Origin of the sequence: Nocardia sp. NPDC051463, assembly GCF_040681975.1 — a bacterium.
GTDB lineage: Bacteria > Actinomycetota > Actinomycetes > Mycobacteriales > Mycobacteriaceae > Nocardia.
The window spans coordinates 79384-99880 of the sequence record NZ_JBFBAB010000020.1 but is presented as its reverse complement, the minus strand read 5'-3'; the positions used below and the strand labels follow the sequence as shown (position 1 = coordinate 99880).

The following is a 20497-nucleotide window of genomic DNA, read 5'->3' as shown; positions in this document are numbered from 1 at the left end:
GACCAATGGTCGCTGGTGACGGCTTTCCACACCCGCCGACCGGAACTGAATCGGACCCGCTGCCACCTCGTGGCCACGTGCCGCGGATCCGGGCTAGGCTGAGCCCGTGGTGGACGCAGAACCCGACGTCAGACCGGAGTCCCCGCGGCGACGGGGGTACTCGAGATGGATAAAGTGGCTGCTCGGCACCGCACTTGTAGCGATCTTGGTCGCCGAGGGCATCATTCTTTGGCCCAGCCTGCATGACTCGTGGCGGCAGCTCATCGGCGTGAAATGGTATTGGGTAGCGTCCGCGATCTGGGCAGAAGCAGTGTCTTTCAGCGGATTCGCCCGGGTCCAGAAGCAACTACTCCACTCCGCCGGCGTCGAGGTCAGTCAACGCAAATCTTTGGCCGTCACCTACACGGCGAATTCTATATCGGCAACACTTCCCGCCGGTCCGATCTTCTCGATGGCCTTTATCTACCGGAATACCCGACGCTGGGGCGCGAGCCCATTGGTGGCGTCTTGGCAACTGGCAATTTCGGGCGTAGTCGCTGCGGCAGGCTTAGGCCTACTCGGACTCGGGGGCGCCCTACTGGGTTTCGGTTCCATCAGTCTCGTCACCCTGACATTTTCGCTTGCGAGTGTGGTCGCCCTGGTCTGGGCTGGGCATTATGCCGCTACCCATACCGATGCACTGGAAAGCACGCTCCGGAAAATTATCGGGAAAATCAACAAAATACGCAAAAAGCCCGAAGATAGGAGCATGGCGAGAGTCCGCGAGATTCTCGGCCAGCTGGAATCGGTAGACCTGAACCGACGAGACGGGCTACTGACGCTGGTCTGGGCCATACTTCATCGCACCGGCGATGTCGTTTGTCTGGCCTTCTGCTGTTATGCCGTAGGCGCAAATCCGAACTGGGCCGGACTGATGGTCGCTTTTGCGGCGGGCAAAGCCGTCGGCACCGTGCCGTTCATACCGGCGGGCCTCGGATACGTTGAAGCAACCTTGATTTGGGCCCTGACAGCCGCGGGTATGCCACTATCCCAAGCGGTACCCGCAGCAATTATCTACCGGATGATCAGCTTGATTCTGGCGGCTGTTCTCGGCTGGATCATCTTCCTCGTATCGTTTCGCACGCTTCATGAACAAGCCGACCTCGACACCGAGATCGACGCGGAATTGGGTGTCGGCACCCCAGCCCCGCGTGATCTCGAATGACCTCCACTGCGCGCTGAAAATAGCTTCCAGCGACGAATCACACGTTTTTGACCGCGAGCAGCACTCCGGTCGCCGGTTCGACCGTGGTGAAATCCACCGTCCGGAAGCCCGCCGCCAGCAGAGTTTCCCGGTAGCGCCGAATATCAATGGCCGCCAATGGGTCTGCCTGATGCCCGACCGCGGCGTCGTCGTGGGTGCGGTGCCCGGCATACCGGGCCATCCCCTTGACTACCGCCCGCAACATGCGGCCGTCGGTGTCGGTATCGGCGAGCAGCAGTCGGCCGCCCGGCCGCAGGACACGGAACATGTGCGCGATCGCGGTGTCGCGTTGCGTCTGCGGGATGTGGTGCATCACGAAGGTGCAGGTCACCACGTCGACCGAGGCGTCAGCCAGCCGTAGCGACTGGGCGGGGCCGAGCTCGAATCGACAGTTCGAATCTCCACGGGTGCGTTCGGTCGCGTATGCGATCATCTGCGGCGACGGGTCGACACCGAGCACTCGGCCGCTGTTGCCGACCCGGGCCGCGAGGGCGCGAGCGAGATCGCCTGGCCCGCTCCCGATATCGAGCGCATGCTCACCGGGCACAGCGCCGGTCAGCGCGACGAGACGGGCATTGAGCGCCCGGCTCCTGCCGAGTAGGAATGCGGTCTTGAAGGCACGGTAGCTACGTGGCTTGGTCAGCAGGACGCCGACATCGTTGTCATCGCGAGAATGGGTAATGGCAGACTGTTGTTCGTTTCGGGTCATGTGTTCATGATCTGAAGGAACTGCCAGATCGACCAGAAGCAAAACGGCGGAATCGGTTCCGTTCGGGACGGATTCCTGCCTTCTGTTCGGAAGGCCACGCCATCGGGAGGCCCTATGCACGGAATGAAGCTATGAGCGACAGCAACGATCGCCGGGTCAGGCGGACCAAGAGCCAGCTACATCGCGCCCTGATCGAACTGATGCTGGAACACGGCTACGACCGGATCTCTGTGCGGGATATTTTGCAGCGCGCCGACGTCGGGCGATCCACATTCTATGCCCACTTCCGCGATAAAGACGATCTGCTGCTGGTGAGCAGCACCGAATATCTGCGGGCGGCGGTGGCGGCCTGTCGCACCGGACGCGACACCGCGCCGCTGGCGCCGGTCTTCACGCTTTTCCGTCTCGCTGCCGAAAATCGCGAGGTGTACGAAGCGATGCTCGGGCGCAAGAGCAGCGCGGTGCTGCTGCATGCGACCCGGCGCATGGTCGCGGCCATTCTCACCGAGCAGCTGTCCAAACGGCTGGATATGGACGACAAAGAGCTCGCCACCACCGTGACATTCATGTCGTGGGGTGTGGTCGGCCTGCTCGGCGCGATCGCCGATACCGAATCACCACTTTCGGCGACCGAGGCGTATCAGCGCTTCGAGCAACTGATCGGTCCCGGCCTCGTCGGGCGAGTGCGAGTGGTGCCACCGGCCGACGACTCGAAGGTCACCGACGTGGAGTCAGTTGCCGTACTGCGCAGTCTCGGGGCGCTCGATCAGTAGCGTGTGCGCGATCCCGTCGGCCACCGGGCGGTGCCTGATGCCCTTGGGCACGACGAACATTTCTCCCGCGCGCAATGTGACGGGCTCCCGTCCCGCCAGTTCGATGCGGAAAGACCCGTCCCAGCACAGGAAGAGTTCGTCCTCGTCGTGGTGGTGCCACGGGAACTCGCCCGCCAACTGAGCGACCCGAACCACGGTGTCGTTGACGACGGCCAACTCGCGCTGTTGAAACGGCCCGGGCAGGTCCGCGATGGCCGCCGTGATCGAAACGGACCCGGTGGTGCTTGCTGCTGTCATGGGAACCATCGTCGAGCCGTCCGGCAACCCGATCCAGCGCCAATTTCGGCATAATTGGTTTGCCTATGGATCCAATCAATGTGACGAAGCGACTCGGCCGCTGGTCAGCGGGGCGCGGCCCGCTGTACGCCCTACTCGCCGCGGGACTACGCCGTCTGATCGATGACGGTGAGCTGTCCCCCGGCGCGCCGCTGCCGCCGGACCGGGCCCTCGCCGCCGCACTGGCGGTCGGGCGGAGCACCGTGGTCGCGGCCTACGACTTGCTGCACGACGAAGGACGGATCGTGCGACGGCAGGGCAGCGGCACCCGGGTAGCAGGGCCACCCCAGGTGAACCCGCCGGGAACCACGAGCGAGCCGATGTTCCTCGACCTGCTCGAACCGCGATCGGATGTCATCTCGCTTGCCTGCGCGGCACCGGACCGGCCGCCCACCGAGCTGACCGAGTCCTACGCGGCGATACTGCCCGCACTGTCCGCAACCACCGATGACATCGGCTACTACCCCGCTGGTCATCCCGTGCTGCGCCGCGCAGTCGCCGAGTACTACCGCGGACGCGGGGTGCCGACCGAGCCCACACACATTCTCGTCACCACCGGTGGCCAACAAGCACTTTCGCTGCTCGCGAGGGCATATCTCCGCCCGGGCGATCGAGTACTCGTGGAAGCACCCACCTATCCCGGCGCCTTGGAGGCCTTCCGAGAGCAGGCTGCGGTCCTGTCCGGGTTGCCCTCCGGGCTGGACGGATTCGCGGCGGCGGTGCGTGAGCACCGTCCGGCAATCGCCTACGTGATCCCTACCTTCCAGAACCCGACCGGCGCGGTGCTGTCCACCCTCGCACGTCGCCGACTCGCGGAAACCGCTGCCGTCGAGGGCATTCCGCTGATCGATGACGAGGTTCTCGCTGAACTCGGCTTTCCCGGTCACCAGACACCCCCACCGCTCGCCGCCTTCGCGGACACTGTGATCACCATCGGCTCGTTGAGCAAAAGTGTGTGGGGTGGACTGCGTGTCGGATGGATACGCGCGGCCGCACCCGTCATCGCCAAACTGGCCAGGATCCGTGCGGTGCACGACCTCGGCGGCAACCTACCCGCCCAGCTCGCCGCCGCGGAGTTGCTGCCGCGCCTCGATGACCTGCTGCACAGGCAAGCGCCCGAGCGCAAGATGCGCCACGACTATCTGCGCGGCGAGCTGGCCCGCCGCCTCCCCGACTGGTCAGCGCCCCAGGTCGAGGGTGGCCAGACCCTGTGGATCCGCCTGCCCTACGGCGACGGCGCCTCCTTCGCGCAAGCCGCACTGCGCCACCGTGTTTCGATTTTGGCGGGCAGCGGACTCGACGCGTCCGGCGGTTCCGAGAGCGCGCTGCGAATCCACTTCCTGCACCCACCGGAAACCCTCAGCAGGGCCGTCGATCGCCTGGCCGAGGCCTGGCGCACCTACCGGCCACCGTCCCGACCCGCCGTCGCGCCACCCGCACTCGCGATGTAGCGACGGCGGCAGGCACATCCGGGTCAGGTCGCGCGCAGCCCGATCACCAGGCTGTCCTTCGAACAGATCGAGGGCGTCGCTGCGTCGGGCTGGGCATTGCACCGCCAGCCCTCGACAGTCATGACATCCGAATCACTCACTGTGGTCACGTATTTCGTCGCGACGGTGATCGCCTCGGCGCAACCGACGCGGCCCGCGGAGGACCCGACGGCAATGACGGTGCGGGTGGCACCGCCCGCATTCGCGACCGGGCCACAGTTCACGTCTTCGACGGTGTCACCTGGGCTCGGCGCGGGCGGCTCGTCCTGGTGGACCGGCTGCGGGTCTTTGCCCGGATCGATGGTCCGAACCGGCGTCGGCGCGGGCGGTGGCGGGGTAGCGGGGCCCGCATTACCGCGCAGTCCGATGGTGCGGCCCTGGTTGAAACAGATGTGCGCAACGACAGCGTCGGGCTGCGGTTCACAGGTCCAGCCGCCGACGGTGGTGGCGTCACCGGTGCGCGGAATGCCCACGTAGTCGGAAGCAACCGTGATCGCCTCGATGCAGCCGGCCCGGCCCGCTTCGGAGGCGAAGGCGATAACATCGGCGGTCGCACCGTTCGCGGCGTTGATAGCGCCGCAGTCGACGTCGGCCAGCGCAGCGGGCGCCGGGGCAGGCGGATACGCCGGACTCGGCGGCGGCAACGGCGCCGCGCTCGGTCCGGTCAGGTTGGCTACCGTGGTCGGTGCGGTCAGGTCGGCTACCGTGGTCAGTGCGGGCAGGGATGTCGTCGCAGGCGTGGCAGCCGCGGGGGTGCCGTGCGCCGAATGATCCGACCTGTCGTCGCCACACCCGGTTGCGCCGGCTACTACCGCCAGCGCGGTTGCGGCAAGCACCATGAGATGAGTCGAGTTCATCGAAGGGTCTCCTGATCTGGAAACGAACCTGCCGAATCGGCGCGCGCTCACCGTCATCTATATGTAGCTGCATAGTTGCCAGTGTCATTGAAACACAGCAGCGACCGCTTGTTCGCGTTTCGAACGAGGGGACCGGAGGCAATCAGCTCGGATCGATCAATGCCAGCGCCTGATCCCTGGTGAGGCATCCTGCTGTGGTCAGTCCAAGATTTGCCACTGCGGCCGCGCCTGCTTCTGGGGTCGTCGCGGCGACGCAGTCCGTGACCGGATGAACAGTGAAGCCTAGATCGGTACCGTGGCGGGCAGTTTGCTCGACCGTGAGATTGGTGGCGACGCCGGTAATGAACAGGGTGTCGATTCTTTGTTCGCCGAGCCAGGCGGGCAGCTTGCTGCCCGCGAGGCCGGAGAGCTTCTGATTGTCGAAGACGACGGTCGGCTGTTCGATCATCTCCGGAATGAGCTGGGCACCTGGCGAATCCGGGCGAAAGTCGGTCTGCGCCGCGCCGACCGAGCGCATGAACCCGGTATTGCGCACCAGCTCGCCCTCCCCGACCGGAATGGTGAACCGGGTGAAGATCACCGGCAAGCCGCGCTGTGCCGCCGCCTCATGGAAGGCCCTCGCGCGCGGCACAACGCCACTGGCAGCGACCGGACCCGACAGCATCGGCCCGAAAAACCCTTCGGGCGCAATCACATTCACTTGCCAATGCAGCGCGAGAACAGCCGCGCGTATCCGTGGGATAGCCATAGCCGATCCTTACCCATCCGCGCCGCCGATGTCCACCGTACAGACCTGACCGATTCGCCCGATGCTCAGGACGAATAGTCCTTGCGCAGTTGAACTTTCACAACCTTGCCACTGGCATTGCGCGGCAGCTCGGGAACGACGACCAGATCCTTCGGATGCTTGTAGCGCGCCAGATTCTCGTTGAGAAACGGCTCCAACTCCGCCAGCGTGAGCTCGGTGTCGGCATCGACAAGGGCGACGATGGCTACCGGTACCTCGCCCCATTTCTCGTGCGCCCGCCCGACCACCGCGGCCTCACGGATCTGGGGGTGCGCGAACAGCACATTCTCCACCTCCGCGCAGTAGATGTTCTCACCCCCCGAGATGATCATGTCCTTCTTGCGGTCCACGACGTAGAGGAAGCCCTCCTCGTCGGCGCGAACCAGGTCACCGGAGTGGAACCAGCCGCCCGCGAAGGCATCCGCCGTCGCCTCCGGCTTGTTCCAGTAGCCGGCCATGAGAGTCGGTCCGCGGTAGACGATTTCACCGACCTCGCCGGGGGCGACGTCGTTCAGCTCGTCGTCGACGATGCGAGCCTGGATGGTGGGGATGGGCTTGCCTACCGAGCCGAGCTTGCGGATCGCGTCCTTGCCCTCGAGCACGCAAGTGATGGGCGACATCTCGGTCTGACCGAACACCGCGACATTGGCGGCGTTCGGGAAGCACTCGGCCATCGCCCGCAGCACGGTGTCGGAGGCGGGGGCCGCGCCCCAACTGAGCATCGTCAGCGCGAGTTTGCGGTCCGTGACCGTCGGCTCCGCACAGATCATCTGCCACTGCGCAGGCACGCAGAACGCCGACGTCGCCTGCTCGCGCTCGACCGCGTCGAGGAAGTCGGTCGCGTCGAAGGCGCCCAGCGGGTGCAGGACGGTCTTGCCGCCGAGCAGAAAATACGGTGCGAGACTGCCGATTCCGGCGATGTGGAACAGCGGCGAGGTACAGAAGCCGACGGAATCGGGACCCAGGTCCATGGCTCGGATGCAGGTCAGCGACTGGGCATTCAAGTTCGCGTGCGAGAGCACCGCGCCCTTGGGGCTGCCCGTGGTGCCCGAGGTGTACATGATCAGCGCCGCGGTGTCCTCCGGGATGTCGAGCGCAGTGTGCGGCGCACCGCCCTCGACGAGTACATCGTCGTAGCCGAACACGCCGTCGGCGGTCTTGCCGCCGATCACGATGCAGCTCTCCAGTGCGGGCACTTGACCCTGCACGGCGGCGGCCAGCGGCTGCAGCATGGTGTCGGTGACGATCGCCTTAGCGCCGCTGTCGCCGACGATGTAGGCGACCTCGGGCGGGGTGAGACGGAAGTTCACCGGCACCGCAATGGCGCCGATCGCGGTGATACCGAAGATCGCTTCGAGGTATTCGGGGTAATTCAGCGCCAGAATGAGCACCCGATCGCCGAACCCGACGCCACGCCTGGCGAGGGCGTCGGCGAATTTCAGCGAACGCTCGTTGAGCTGCTGCCACGTGGTGTCCACGCCACGGAACCGAATCGCGACCGCGTCCGGGCGCATCTGCGCGTGCGCCGCGATCTGATTGTTCCAGTGGTTGCGCCGCGACCTGATCGGCTCGTCGAGCGGCTTCACACCAGTGGTCATGCCACGAACTCCTCTCGGACCGTCGCGTGTCCGCCGGGGAGTCCGGTAGCGCTGACGGGCTGAACTGAGGCCAGAATAACAACTAACTTACTGGTCCATCAAGAGATCAGGATATGAATCATCGTTAATCGCCCCAGCGCGGAGCCTTGTGCACATAGATGTCTCTTAGCTGCGCATATGCAGTCATCATCGGCGCCGCAACAGATGCGTCAGTCGCATGAAGCGGAGGCTGATATGCGAATGTCGGCTCACTTAGAAGTTGAACGTGAGGCGATTCCCATGTCACTATCAGTGCCGAAGGCGGATGGTATGCGGCTGTCCACCCCGGACGACGGCGTCCACTCGTTCCGGGCGAGCACCGCGCCCGCGCAAGGCATAGGAGAAACGCAATGCTGCGTACCAGGTTCACCGAGACCTTCGGCGTCGAGCACCCGATCGTGCAGGGCGGCATGATGTGGGTCGGCCGGGCCGAACTCGTCGCGGCCGTCGCCAACGCGGGCGGACTCGGCTTCATCACCGCGCTCACCCAGCCGACTCCCGATGACCTGCGCCGCGAGATCGCGCGCACCAGGGATCTCACCGATAAGCCGTTCGGTGTGAACGTCACGATCCTGCCGTCGATCAACCCACCGCCGTACGCGGAATACGTGCAGGCCATCATCGACAGCGGCATCACGATCGTCGAAACCGCGGGCAGCAACCCCGAGCCGTTCCTCCCGTACTACAAGGACGCGGGCATCAAGGTGCTGCACAAGTGCACCAGCGTGCGGCACGCGCTCAAGGCCGAGCGCATCGGCGTCGACGGCGTCAGCATCGACGGCTTCGAGTGTGCGGGCCACCCCGGCGAAGATGACATCCCCGGCCTGGTCCTGATTCCCGCCGCGGCTCGCGAGCTGCGCATTCCGATGATCGCCTCCGGCGGCATCGCAGACGCACGCGGCCTGGTCGCGGCACTGGCACTCGGCGCGGACGGCGTGAACATGGGCACCCGATTCCTGTGCACCCAGGAATCCTCGATCGCACAAAAAGTGAAGGAGCAGATCGTCGCCAACTCCGAGCGCGACACCCAGCTCATCTTCCGCACCATGCACAACACGGCCCGGGTCGCCGACAACGAGATCAGCCGCAAGGTCGTCGAAATCGAAAAGGCTGGTGGCACTTTCGACGATGTCCGCGACCTCGTCTCCGGCGCGCGCGGCCGCCGCGTCTTCGAAGAGGGCGACCTCGACGCAGGCATCTGGTCGGCGGGCCTGTGCCAGGGCCTGATCCACGACATCCCGACCTGTGCGGAACTCATCTCACGCATGATCACCGAAGCCGAAGAGCTCATCACCGCCCGGCTGGCGCAAACCGTCGTCGTCGGTTGACCCGACGCGGAAAACCAATGGTGGCCTCGCCTTCGCTCGAGCCGAACCCACCAGCGGTGACCTCGCCTCCGCCCGGGACCTGACAGGTGGACGCGGTTGTTGTCAGTCGAGGTTGAGACGGACGAGCTCGACGCGGCTGGCCACGCCGAGCTTGGGGAAGGCGCGATATAGGTGGTGGCCAACGGTTTTCGGACTCAGAAACAGTTGAGCGGCGATCTCTTTGTTCGTCGAACCGGCGGCCGCCAGTCGGACCACCTGGAATTCCTGCGGGGTGAGGACCGCGGCCAGATCGGTTTCCGGCTCCGGCACCACGCCCTCGCCCGCTGCCCGCAGTTCGGTGCGGGCGCGTTCGGCCCACGGCGCCGCGCCGAGACGGTCGAAGATCTCCAGCGCCTTGCGCAGGTGGGTACGGGCCTCGCCCGCGCGCCGTTCCCGGCGCAACCATTCGCCGTACAGCAGGCCGGTGCGGGCGTAGTCATACCAACGCTCTACTGCGGCATGCAGTTTCATCGCCTGCCCGAACAGCTCGCCGTCGCCGTGGACCTGTGCCTGGCAGCGCAGCGTCAACGCCTCGGCCCATGGCGAGTCGACAGCGCTGGACCACTCCTCGATATCGGTCAACGCCTCGACCGCCCGCTCCGGACTCCGCAGCCGTGCGGCGGCTTCCACCAGGTCCGACAGCAGATCGATCCACTGCCCCCGCGCCCGATTCGGCGAATGATACTGCGCCTCCAGCCGATCGAGCGCGAGCTCGTGCCGCCCGAGACCGAGATCGAGCAATGCCAGCGCCCAGTGGAAGTGCGCGATATCAATGGCGTTGTAATCGGCGGGCGCCTCGCGCAAATTGCGTTCGGCGAGTTCGCGGCAGCGCTGCTCGTCACCGCGAACAGCCGCGATGATCGCCAGATTTCCCTCGGCATGGGAGACCCGGTTGGGCTGGCCGATATCGGCGGCGATCCGCCCGTACTGCGTCGAGATGAGCTCGGCTTCGCGGAAGCGACCAAGGATCAGCTCCGTTGTCGCCAGCGTGCAGCCGACAGCGGGCAACCAGCCGATCATGCCGCGATTACGCAACAACTCGGCCAACTCCGCCAACAGTTCCCGCGCGTCGGGCATATCGCCGATCAGCGCTGCCTGCAGCGCGTAGGCGAGCCGAATGGAGATCATTTCGAGTGGAATGGCGCGGCTGAAGGCCACACTGCCGCGGATCTGCGCGACGCCGGCCGCGCGCTCGCCGGAATGCAGCATGAGTGGCCCGTTCACCGACGAAACCAGCAGTGCTCCTTGCTCACCGAGTGGTAGCGCCGCCATCCGGTCCCGTGCCCGGATGACCCCGGTGAGGTCACCGGCGGTCCATGACGCGCGCCCCGCTTCGATCAAGGTCCACGCGGCACGCTCGGGATCTGCCTCGGCAAGGTGCTCGGCAGCCTCCATGAACAGGTTGTGTGCCTTGCGCAGTGAGCCGTGCTCGAATTCGATCAACCCGCGCACCCCGCCGATCCGCCCGCGTTGGCTCGGGTCGAGGTCCAATCGCTCGGCCTGCTCGGCAAGCCGGAGGGCACGCTCGGTCCGGCCGGCCTCGGCGGCGATTTCGACCGCGGACATCAGCCGCCGGGCCCGCACGGCCGGGTCCGGTGTCAACGATGCGGCACGCTCGAGTGCCGCGGCGGCCGAGGCGTGACCGGTCCGGTCGCGGGCCCGATCGGCGGCGACTTCCAACGCCGCGGCGACGGTCTCGTCCGGACCCGTCGCGGCCGCGGCACGATGCCAAGCACTACGGTCGGGATCATCTGCCAGCGCGGCGGCAATGGCGGCGTGCACCGCCAGACGCTGGGTGAAGGACGCGCTGTGATAGGCAGCCGCGCGCTTGAGCGGGTGCCGAAACGACACGGACGGCCCGGTGATGCACACCATGCCCGAGCGTTCGGCCTCCGCGAGTGCGTCTGCGGTGAGCCCTATTTCGGTGAGCACCCGCAACACCAGACCAAGGTCACCGGTCTCCTCGGCGGCGACCACCAGCATGGCGGTGCGGGCGGACGCGGACTGGTCGGCGATGAACTGCGCATAACCGCTTTGCAGCCGCGAAGGCAGCGGCAACGGTCCGAGCTGCGGCGAATCGAGATCCATTCGCGGCAGTTCGAGCAGCGCCAAGGGATTGCCCGATGCCTCGGCGAGCACCCGCCGACGCACCCCGGGCTCCAGGTCCGGCCAGAAGTCCGCGAGCAAGGCGGCGGCGGCTTCGCCATCCAGCGGCGCAGGCCGCAACTCCGGCAAACCGGGCGCGGTGAATTCGGCGCGGCCCGCGAACAGCATCACGATACCTTCGGCGCCGAGCCGTCGAGCCGTGAACAGCAGTGCGTCGGCCGAGGGTCGATCCAGCCATTGCGCATCGTCGATCAAACACAGCACCGGCCCCTCGGCGGACAACTCGGCCAGCAGCGACAAAGTGGCGACGCCGACGAGGAACCGGTCGGCCTGCTCGGCCGGACACAAACCGAGCGCGCCGCGCAGGGCGTCCCGCTGTGGACTCGGCACCGCGTCGATCCGATCAAGCGTCGGGTTGAGCAACAGGTGCAGACCGGCGAAGGGCAGTTCGGATTCGCTCTCGATACCGGTACAGCGCAGCACCCGCCAACCAGCCCCGGACAGTTCCTCGGCATGGTGCAGCAACGCAGACTTGCCCTCGCCCGCCTCCGCGATGATCGCCAGCGCGCCGCTACGGGAGTGGCGCGCCCCGTCCAGCAAGCTTCCGATCTGCTGTATATCTGCAGCGCGACCGTAAAGCATGTACGCCAACCTAAGCGGCCCGCGGAAAATCAGCAAACGATTCGGTCGTCGAAGTGGTGCACACCCTATTTCGCGGCCAGCGCGGCGACGGCGGTGTAGTCGTGGGCCGCGACGATCTCGATGCCGTCGGGCAGCGCGTGCAACCGATGGATGGTGGCGAACGCGATATCGCGGTCGGCATCGAACAGTTGACCGGGCATCGGCGCCTTCTCCCGAATCAGCTCTACCTGCAGCTTGTTCCACACCGCGTCACCGGCCAGCAGCACTCGGCTGCCATCGTCGACCGCGAGCAGTACGCCGATACTGCCCGGCGTGTGCCCGGCCAGATCGACGAGTAGCACCGAGCCGTCGCCGAACAGGTCTTTGCTGCGTGCGAAGGTTGCGACCGGTGGGCCGTCGAGCTCGAAGGTGTCGAAGGTGCGGGCACGCAGTGGACCGCGAGCGACACCGACCGGGGCGTGCTCACCACCGAGAGCCCACGCGTGCTCGGCGGCGGGCAGCCGGATCGCGACGGAATCAGGCAGCTCGAGCAGACCCGATACATGGTCCCAGTGCAGATGGGTCGGGATCACGAAGTCGATCGCGCTGACGGCGATATCGCGGGCGGCAAGGGCATCGGAGAGCCCGAGCACGGGCTTGTGCGGGGCGACAAGCATCGGGATCGGGAACGGGAGTTCGGGCAGCACCCGATCGTGCACACCCGAGCACAGCGCCGGATCCACCAGGAAGCGTGCGCTCGGGTGCTCGATGAGGTAGGTGGACATCGTCATCGGCAGCTGACCGAAACTTCGGACCCCCTCGGCGACGATGGTCGTCGGGGCCGACATCCTGCCCTGCATCAGCACGGTGAGTCCGACGGTGACCTGCGCGGGCGGCAGCGGTTGCGGGTTCAGGCTCGCAAGCAACGCAGCGTCGGTGCGCCGCGGGCGCAGCAACCGTCCCGGCGTCGCCGCTACCGCGGCGCAACAGCGCAAGACAGTGGGAAAGGTGGGCGTCCGCTCGCTGCTGTCGGCCATCGTGCCACCGTAGGCGATCGAGGCGGAATCCGGGCCAGCTCCGGAATCCCGAGGCTTGGACGGCAGTACCAGACGCGGATGGTCGAGAAGCGCGGTCTCCACCAACAGTCGCGCCACCGTCATCTCCGCCGCGGCCACCATCTGCGTGAGGCCTCGATGAAAGAGGCAGGCGGCCAGGCAATTTCCGGCCTTGCCCATGGCGATTTCTGCGGCATAATTTCTGGGGTACCGGCCGCGACGGTCAGCAGCCTGTGGGCGGTGACTTCCGTGCGGCAAATTTCCGGTCGAGGGGGGAGGGAGACCAGTGGCGTCCAGTCTTCCGAACCCGCACAGTCGGCGCACCGCGCTCACCACCGCGGCTGTCGCCGCGATCGCGGATCTGCTCGGTGTCGAGACCGCCGCGGTGTCCACCAACGTCCCGTTCAGCGAACTCGGACTCGGCTCGCTCCAGCTCGCCCGGCTCACGGCGCACCTGGAAGATGCCATGGGCATTGAGGTTTCACTCACCGCGCTCTACGACAACCCGGATATCGAGCAGCTTGTCGAGTATCTCGCGATGCGATGACCACCACCACACCCGACCGGCCGTATCCGCCGGTATCAATCGTCGGTATCGGCTGCCGGGTCCCCGGCGCCGCGGGCGTCGACGACTTCTGGCAGCTGCTGCTGGATGGTAGGGACGCCACCGGCGAACCACCGGCCGGACGACTCGGTGCGCGCCGTGGTGGATACCTCGACGATGTCGAGTCCTTCGACAACGACTGGTTCGCCATCTCCGGCCGGGAGACCGCGCTGATGGATCCGCAGCAGCGGCTGGCACTGGAGGTCGCGGTCGAGGCCATCGACGATGCCGGAATCGGCTACCGCATCCGAGGTTCCGGCACGGCCGTCGTCTTCGGCGCCAGCTCCTACGACCACGGCATCGCGGTGCTCGGTCACGGCGGAAACGATGCGCCCTACGCGGTGACCGGCGCCGCGCTCAGCATCATCGCCAACCGGCTGTCCTATGTACTCGACCTGCACGGACCGAGCCTGGTGGTGGACAGCGCCTGCTCGTCCTCGCTGGCCGCGGTGGATCTCGCGTTGCGCATGCTCGCCGACGACGCGGTGCCGTTCGCCATCGTGGGCGGTGTCAATCTCACACTGCTGCCGCACACCGCCGACTACCTGGCCGAGGGCGGATTCCTCGCACCCGACGGCCGCTGCACACCGTTCGACGCCACGGCGGAGGGCTACACCCGTGGCGAAGGCTGCGGTGTGGTCGTCCTGCAGCGCACCGCCGACGCCGTGCGCGAGGGCAACCGGGTGTACGCGGAGGTCGTCGGCTCGGCGGTCGGCTCGGACGGCCGCTCCAATGGCCTGTACGCGCCGAGCGGCCGCGCCCAGCGCGAAACCTTGCGCACCGCATGGGCGCAGGCCGGGCTCGACCCGGGCACCGCGGGCTATCTCGAATGTCACGGCACCGGAACGCCATTGGGTGACGCGGTCGAGGTCGCAGCCATCGCAGCGCTGCGTGGCGACCATTCCGGCGCGACCTGGATCGGCTCGATCAAATCCAATATCGGTCACCTGGAGGCGGCGGCGGGTGTCACCGGCCTGATCAAAACGGCGCTGTCCATTCGGCACGGCGTGATCGCACCGACCATCCACTTCCACACCGAGAACCCGCTGCTGAAACTCGCCCAGCACGGACTGCGCGTCGCGACCGAACCCATCGACTGGAGCGACACCGAGGTGACCGAACGGCGAGCCGGGGTGAGCTCGTTCGGATTCGGTGGCACCAATGCCCATGTGGTATTGCGTGGCGTCGCCACGGAACGCCCGCAACGCGGCGGCGAACCACCTGTGCTGATCGCGGTCGGCGGCCGCGATATCACCGACCTGCGGGCGCGGGCAGCCGACTGGGCCGACCTGCTCGAGCGGGCCGACGGGCCCGGTATCGACTCCAGTTCATTGCGGCAATTCGGTTCAGCCACGGTGCGATTGATTCCGGAGGGCACCCGGGCCACTGTCGTCGCCCGGGATGTCGGTGAGGCTGCCGGGCGGCTGCGTGCCTTGGCCGCCCGGCAGGCGGACGTCGGCGTGCTCGGCCCGAGTTCGGTGCGCCGGCGCGGCGGCGTTCTTTTCCTGTTCTCCGGCCAAGGGAGCCAGCACTCGAAGATGGGGCGGGCGCTCGCGGCCCGCTACCCGGTGTTCGCCGCAGCCGTCACCGAAGCTGCCGATGCGATCACCGAGGTCGGTGGTCCGAGAATCTGGACTCCACGCAATGGGTTTGCCCTCCTATCCCCGGTGGCGAACAACGCTGGTGCGGCCACCGAACTCGTGCAGCCCGCGATGTTCGCCTTCCAGGTGGGGATGGCGAAATTGTTGGCATCGTGGGGTGTCACGCCCGATGCCGTCGTCGGCCACAGCCTCGGTGAGGTAGCGGGAGCGGCTGTGAGCGGAGCGCTGTCACTGCCGGACGCCGCCCGAGTCATCGTGCAGCGCAGCAGCATTCTGGCAAAGCTGGATGGTCACGGGGCGATGGCCGTGGTGGAGGCAGCGCCGGATGAGGTGGCGAACCTGGTGGAACCACTGCGTGCGATGGTGGGAATCGCGGCGATCAACGGACCGCGTTCGGTTGTCGTCTCCGGCGCACCGCGATATATCGATACGGTGGTGCGCCGAGCCAAGCGGCGCAAGCTGTTCGCGCAGCGGATCGCTGTGGACTTCGCAGCGCACAGCCCGCAGGTCACGGCGATGCTGCCCGAATTCGTCGACGCACTCGACGATCTCGCCCCGCTGGTGCCCCACACACTGGTCTATTCCACAGCGCATCAGGGCAAAACCATCGGCACAGCCGAGATGGACGCCAACTATTGGGCCGACAATGCTTCGGGCACTGTCGAACTCGCCGTGGCCATCGAACGCGCCGCTGCCGACGGGCTCACCACCGTGCTGGAGATCGCGCCACACCCGGTGCTGACACCGGCCGTTCGCGAGCAGGCCGACTTCCGGGATTCGACCCACCCCGTAGCGGGCCGTGACGACGAGGCCGCGGCCTTCCTCGCCTGCCTCGGGCGGCTCTACACCGAAGGACGGTCCGTCGACTGGTCCGCGCACGGGCCGTTCACCGCAGCGCCGCCACCCCGGCGTTGGATCAAACAACGATTCCCTGTGGTCGACGTGCTCGATGTCGCCTCCGTTGCCTCGAGCCCTCCCCTCACCGCTGGCGGTGAGAATCCACTCCACGAGCCGACTACCGGCACCGGTCGCGAGCGCGTCACGACCGGTGCGACCATCGCCGAATCAGCCTTTCCAGCAGACGATCTCGCCGACCACGCAGTGCAGGGCGTGCCGACCGTGCCTGCGGTGTTCTGGCTGCGCCGATTGCTGCAACTGGCGCGCGGAGCGGCCGCCACGGCGGTGGCCGACTTTGTGGTGCACGAGCGCACCGATCTGACCGCACTGCCTGCGGTGTCATATCTGCGCGACGCCGAGGACACGAGCGTGCGGGCGGAGCTCACGGGTGCCGGGACGCTGGCATCGGCTCGACTCGCGGGTGACCCCACACCCGCCGACATCGTCGCTTGGATGCGGGTGGTCGATGCCAATCGAGCTGCCCGCCGCCGCATGCGCAGGATTGATCCAGATCGGTTCTACCAGTCGCTGCACGACCGGCAGCTGACATACGGACCCGGCTTCCGCCCGCTGCGCGGTATCGAGGCAGGCCACGATACCGCGCTGGGCGCCTTCGATGCCGCACCGCTCCAACGCGCCGCGACGCTCGATGGCTGCCTGCATCTGCTCGCCGCGGCAAGCGCCGATGTCCTTCCCACCGATGCGGTCCCACTGCCGGTCGGCATCGAATCGGCTTGGCTGTCCACAGAATCGGACCGCGTGGTGCTCGAGGCGCACGCTTTCATTCGCGAACGCACGGATACCGGCCTCACCGGCGACATCGTCGGCACCGACCAGCACGGCGTCCCGGTGCTGGCCATGTCCGGTGTCATGGTCCGGTTCGCGGCGCTCGGCGCGTACCCACCACCGATCCAGTCCGGTTCGGCCACCGGACCTTTCCGCCGGCAGATATGGCGGCCGATACAGCTCGGGTTGTCGGCTGACATGCCGACCAGCACTCCCACACCTGGATCCGGGTACGCGCAACGAGCTCTGGTGATCGGCGAATCGGAGTTGGCCGCGCGGCTGACCAGCGAACTCGACCGGACACTGCCCACCGAAAGGGTCGCCCGCGAGCCCGACGTCGCAGGCCCGATCGTTTCCGCCGTGCTCGCAAGCCGAACCATCACCGCGCGCACCGCGGTCGTGCTGGTGTGGCCGTCCCGACTCGATGCCACGCGGCAGCGCGAATTCACCAGCGCGGTACCCGCCGTGGGACGGATTCTGGACGTGATCCAACGCGTCCAGTCCGACGACGCCACTGCCTCATTGACGATCGTGCTGCCCGACCACGGCCTGCCCGCCGGCACGACCGCACCGCCCGAGCCGGGCCGCGGCACCGACAGCTCGGTGCCGATGGCCATCGCCGGGTTGGTGCGCTCCCTGCAGCTCGAGTCGGGTCACGATGTCCGACTGGTGTGGAGCGATTCGGCGGCGGAGAGCACCGCGGTGCTGCGCGGCATCATCGCGGAGACATCCGGCGCGCGGACCGATCGGATACCCGCCGAGCTGCGAATCACACACGGCGTCACGGCTGTCCGCCGGTTCATCGCCGCGCGCAGGCGATCCGCACCGCCCGCACCCATCGACGCCAACGGGACCTACGTGGTCACCGGCGGCCTCGGCGCGCTCGGCGCTGTCGCGGTGCGCTGGCTGCTCGACGCGGGGGCGCACGATGTGGTGGTGCTGACCCGCGCACCCCGGCCGGTGCCCGCGCTGCTGGAGGGTCTGGAGGACCGCATCGTCGTCGTTCGGTGCGACGCCGCCGATCGAGACGATCTGTGCTACGCGCTCAACGATATTCGTGAATGCGGTTCCACCATCCGCGGTATCGTGCACGCGGCGGGCACCCTGGAGGACGCGGTATTCGAGGCGGTCAGCGGTCGGCAGCTCACCCGGATGTTCGCGCCGAAGCACCGTGCCGCAAGCAATCTGATCGAACTCACCGCCGCTGACGCCACCGATTTCGTCCTACTGTGCTCCTCCGCCACCGGCGCACTCGGTGCACCCGGCCAGGCCGCCTACGCCGCCGCCAACGCCGCCATGGACGCACTCGCTCTGACCTATCCGGATCGTCGAATAGTGAGTATCGGCTGGGGCGTCTGGTCATCGGGACTTACTGAAGTCGCTGGCGGGGCAACACATATGGCGCGCGCCGGAATCTCGGCATTCACCGCTGCGCGAGGTGCGCAGCTGCTGGCACAGGCGTTGCACTACGACGACGCCTACCTCCTCGCCCTGGACTACGCACCGACCTGCGACACATCGCCGGTCGCCCTTCGCCTCAGGGACTTACTCACCGCATCCGACGGCTCCGCAACAATGCCCGCGCTCCCCGATCGATCGATGATCGATGTCGAAAACAGCCCGACCCTGCCGCAGAACCCTGCCGAACCCCTCACGGCAACCATCCGCGCAGTGCTGAGCGCCACCCTCGACCGGCCCGCCGAACACCTCGATCCCACCACCGACTTCAATGAACTCGGCCTCAGCTCCTTGCTCGGCATCGAGCTGCGACGCCGACTCGAAGCCCGGCTCGATGTCCGACTCTCGACGGCCGAAGTCTTCGAGCACCCGACCATCACCGCGCTCGCCGCGGCGCTTGCCGAGCGGGTCGCCGCGCCGGATCCCCGCACGGCCACGTGATGCCATCGAAAACCGCTCCCCCGCACAACGTCCTGGCAGCTCGGATCGCTGAGTGGGCGGGCAACAAGCCTGATGCCGATGCCTATACCGAATTGCGATACCGCGGCGCGGAATGCAGGCCTGTCACCCTGAGCTATAGCCAATTACACTGCGCGGCAGGAACACTCGCTCAACTGCTCAGGACTTCGACCGATCCCGGCGATCGAGTCGCGATCCTGTGTGCCCACGGCATCGACTATGTCGTCGCGTTCCTGTCCTGTCTCTACACCAATCGTGTCGCCGTCCCACTCTTTCCGGCCATCGGCATCCGCAATCACGCTCGAATCGAGGGCGTGCTGGCAGATGCCCGACCGGCGCTGAGTCTGGTCTCAGCGACCGACCGGACAACCGCCGCGCTCCTCGGCCCGTCCCTCGGCGACGTGATCACACTCCCGCCCGATGTCACCGCCGCGGCCGTGACAGATCCGGTGCTCGACACGCTTCGCGCCGACCTCGCCTACCTGCAATACACATCCGGCTCCACCCGCACCCCGGCCGGGGTGAAGGTCACGCACGCCAATTTCGCGGCAGCACTGGATCAAGTGTGGTCCGCCGTCCCTGCGGTGCGACACAAACCCATCGTGACCTGGCTGCCGTTCTTCCACGATATGGGCCTGGTCCTCGCGCTCGCACTGCCGCTGTACTCGGGGGTGCACGGAGTGACCTTGGCACCTGCGGAATTCGTGAAGCGACCCATTCGATGGTTGCGCGCCTGTAGCGACTATGCGGCGGGAACCACCGGCGGCCCCAATTTCGGCCTCGTCCTCGCCGTCTCGGCGACCACACCGCAAGAGCGGGCCGGACTCGACCTGTCCCGACTGGACACACTGCTCAACGGGGCCGAACCGATCCGCGCCGATGCACTCGCGAACTTCACCGAGACCTATGCCGCACACGGCTTCCGCAACCATGTGCACACACCCGGGTACGGCTTGGCCGAGGCAACGCTTCCGGTGACAATCTGCCGGTCCGACGACGACCCCGTCGCGCTCCGATTCGATCGCACGGCCTTGGCACACGGATCGGCAGTCGCCGCCGACGATGGCGTGCCCCTCGTCGGCTGCGGCAGTGCGGCGGGCCAACAGGTCGCGGTGGTGCACGCGGTCGAGCGGATCGAGGTCGCGGACGGCGCCGTCGGTGAAATCTGGGTCGCCGGACCGAATGTCTGCGCGGGCTACTACGGCAACCCTGTCGCCACGGCTGAACGTTTCGGCGCCACCCTGCCCGGCCGTGCCGAATCCTGGTTGCGGACCGGCGATCTCGGCTTTTGGCATGAGGGACAGCTCTACATCGCGGGTAGGCTCACAGACCTCATCGTCATCGACGGCCGCAATCACTTCCCGGCCGATATCGAAACAACGGTAGCCGCGTGCGCACCCGAGGTGCGTTCCGGTCATGTGACCGCGTTCGGCCACGATGACGGCCACCGCGAAGAGGTGGTAGTGGTCGCCGAACTGGTGACAGCAGAGACTATTGCGGCCGACGAGCTGGCCGCGCTCGCCCACCGGATCCGGATCGCCATCGCCACCGTGCACGAAGTGCCGCCCGGTGCGGTCGTGCTGGTCGAGCCGGGCCGCATTCCGAAGACCTCCAGTGGCAAGCTGCGGCGCGGCGAATGCCGGGCACTGTACGGGTCTGGGCGGCTGCCGCAGCTGGCCGCTATCGGCGCCGAGCTGCCACGGCGGTAATC

General features: G+C 66.9%; 14 protein-coding genes. 7 read left to right on the top strand and 7 right to left on the bottom strand.

What is annotated here, in order from left to right:
* Nucleotides 1–106 precede the first annotated feature (106 nt).
* Entirely contained in the window at nt 107–1204 is a 1098-nt protein-coding gene (locus AB0M74_RS24150; RefSeq protein WP_366528540.1) for a YbhN family protein, read from the top strand.
* Nucleotides 1205–1241: 37 nt separating this feature from the next.
* Here AB0M74_RS24150 and AB0M74_RS24145 read toward each other — a convergent pair whose 3' ends face one another.
* Nucleotides 1242–1952 carry a methyltransferase domain-containing protein gene (locus AB0M74_RS24145; protein ID WP_366528539.1) on the bottom strand — a complete coding sequence of 237 codons (711 nt, stop codon included), beginning with the start codon at nt 1950–1952 and terminating at the stop codon, nt 1242–1244.
* Nucleotides 1953–2083: 131 nt separating this feature from the next.
* Here AB0M74_RS24145 and AB0M74_RS24140 point away from each other — a divergent pair, with 131 nt between their 5' ends.
* On the top strand, nt 2084–2725 hold the full coding sequence (locus AB0M74_RS24140; protein ID WP_366528538.1) for a TetR/AcrR family transcriptional regulator: 642 nt from the start codon (nt 2084–2086) through the stop codon (nt 2723–2725).
* Here AB0M74_RS24140 and AB0M74_RS24135 read toward each other — a convergent pair.
* Complete coding sequence (locus AB0M74_RS24135) at nt 2684–3022, bottom strand: cupin domain-containing protein (RefSeq protein ID WP_366528537.1); 339 nt, start codon at nt 3020–3022, stop codon at nt 2684–2686. The two genes, AB0M74_RS24140 and AB0M74_RS24135, sit on opposite strands and share 42 nt — an antisense overlap.
* 80 nt (nt 3023–3102) lie before the next feature.
* Here AB0M74_RS24135 and AB0M74_RS24130 point away from each other — a divergent pair, with 80 nt between their 5' ends.
* Nucleotides 3103–4512, top strand: a complete 1410-nt coding sequence (locus AB0M74_RS24130) for a PLP-dependent aminotransferase family protein (protein WP_366528536.1) — start codon at nt 3103–3105, stop codon at nt 4510–4512.
* Between the two features lie 23 nt (nt 4513–4535).
* On the opposite strand, the gene AB0M74_RS24125 is transcribed toward AB0M74_RS24130, so the two are convergent.
* From AB0M74_RS24125 to fadD5, 3 genes are all read right to left on the bottom strand, one after another.
* Nucleotides 4536–5408, bottom strand: a complete 873-nt coding sequence (locus AB0M74_RS24125; RefSeq protein ID WP_366528535.1) for a hypothetical protein — start codon at nt 5406–5408, stop codon at nt 4536–4538.
* A 142-nt stretch (nt 5409–5550) separates the two neighbouring features.
* Nucleotides 5551–6156, bottom strand: a complete 606-nt coding sequence (locus AB0M74_RS24120; RefSeq protein WP_366528534.1) for a cysteine hydrolase — start codon at nt 6154–6156, stop codon at nt 5551–5553.
* 65 nt (nt 6157–6221) lie between these two features.
* Entirely contained in the window at nt 6222–7793 is a 1572-nt protein-coding gene (gene fadD5, locus AB0M74_RS24115; RefSeq protein ID WP_366528533.1) for a fatty-acid--CoA ligase FadD5, read from the bottom strand.
* Nucleotides 7794–8182: 389 nt separating this feature from the next.
* Between fadD5 and AB0M74_RS24110 the strand changes: the two genes are divergently transcribed.
* On the top strand, nt 8183–9160 hold the full coding sequence (locus tag AB0M74_RS24110) for a nitronate monooxygenase family protein (RefSeq protein WP_366528532.1): 978 nt from the start codon (nt 8183–8185) through the stop codon (nt 9158–9160).
* A 102-nt stretch (nt 9161–9262) separates the two neighbouring features.
* Here the strand turns inward: AB0M74_RS24110 and AB0M74_RS24105 are convergent, their stop codons facing one another.
* Nucleotides 9263–11947 carry a LuxR family transcriptional regulator gene (locus tag AB0M74_RS24105; RefSeq protein ID WP_366528531.1) on the bottom strand — a complete coding sequence of 895 codons (2685 nt, stop codon included), beginning with the start codon at nt 11945–11947 and terminating at the stop codon, nt 9263–9265.
* A gap of 65 nt (nt 11948–12012) precedes the next feature.
* Nucleotides 12013–13161 (bottom strand): MBL fold metallo-hydrolase, encoded by a 1149-nt coding sequence (locus AB0M74_RS24100; protein ID WP_366528530.1) that lies wholly within the window; start codon nt 13159–13161, stop codon nt 12013–12015.
* Between the two features lie 106 nt (nt 13162–13267).
* Between AB0M74_RS24100 and AB0M74_RS24095 the strand changes: the two genes are divergently transcribed.
* Genes AB0M74_RS24095 through AB0M74_RS24085 form a run of 3 tightly spaced genes read left to right on the top strand, consistent with a single transcriptional unit; the run spans nt 13268 to nt 20495 of the window.
* Nucleotides 13268–13528 (top strand): acyl carrier protein, encoded by a 261-nt coding sequence (locus AB0M74_RS24095; RefSeq protein ID WP_366528529.1) that lies wholly within the window; start codon nt 13268–13270, stop codon nt 13526–13528.
* Complete coding sequence (locus AB0M74_RS24090) at nt 13525–18768, top strand: SDR family NAD(P)-dependent oxidoreductase (protein WP_366528528.1); 5244 nt, start codon at nt 13525–13527, stop codon at nt 18766–18768. Before AB0M74_RS24095 ends, AB0M74_RS24090 begins: the two co-directional genes overlap by 4 nt.
* Nucleotides 18768–20495 (top strand): fatty acyl-AMP ligase, encoded by a 1728-nt coding sequence (locus AB0M74_RS24085; protein ID WP_366528527.1) that lies wholly within the window; start codon nt 18768–18770, stop codon nt 20493–20495. Before AB0M74_RS24090 ends, AB0M74_RS24085 begins: the two co-directional genes overlap by 1 nt.
* Nucleotides 20496–20497: the final 2 nt, after the last annotated feature.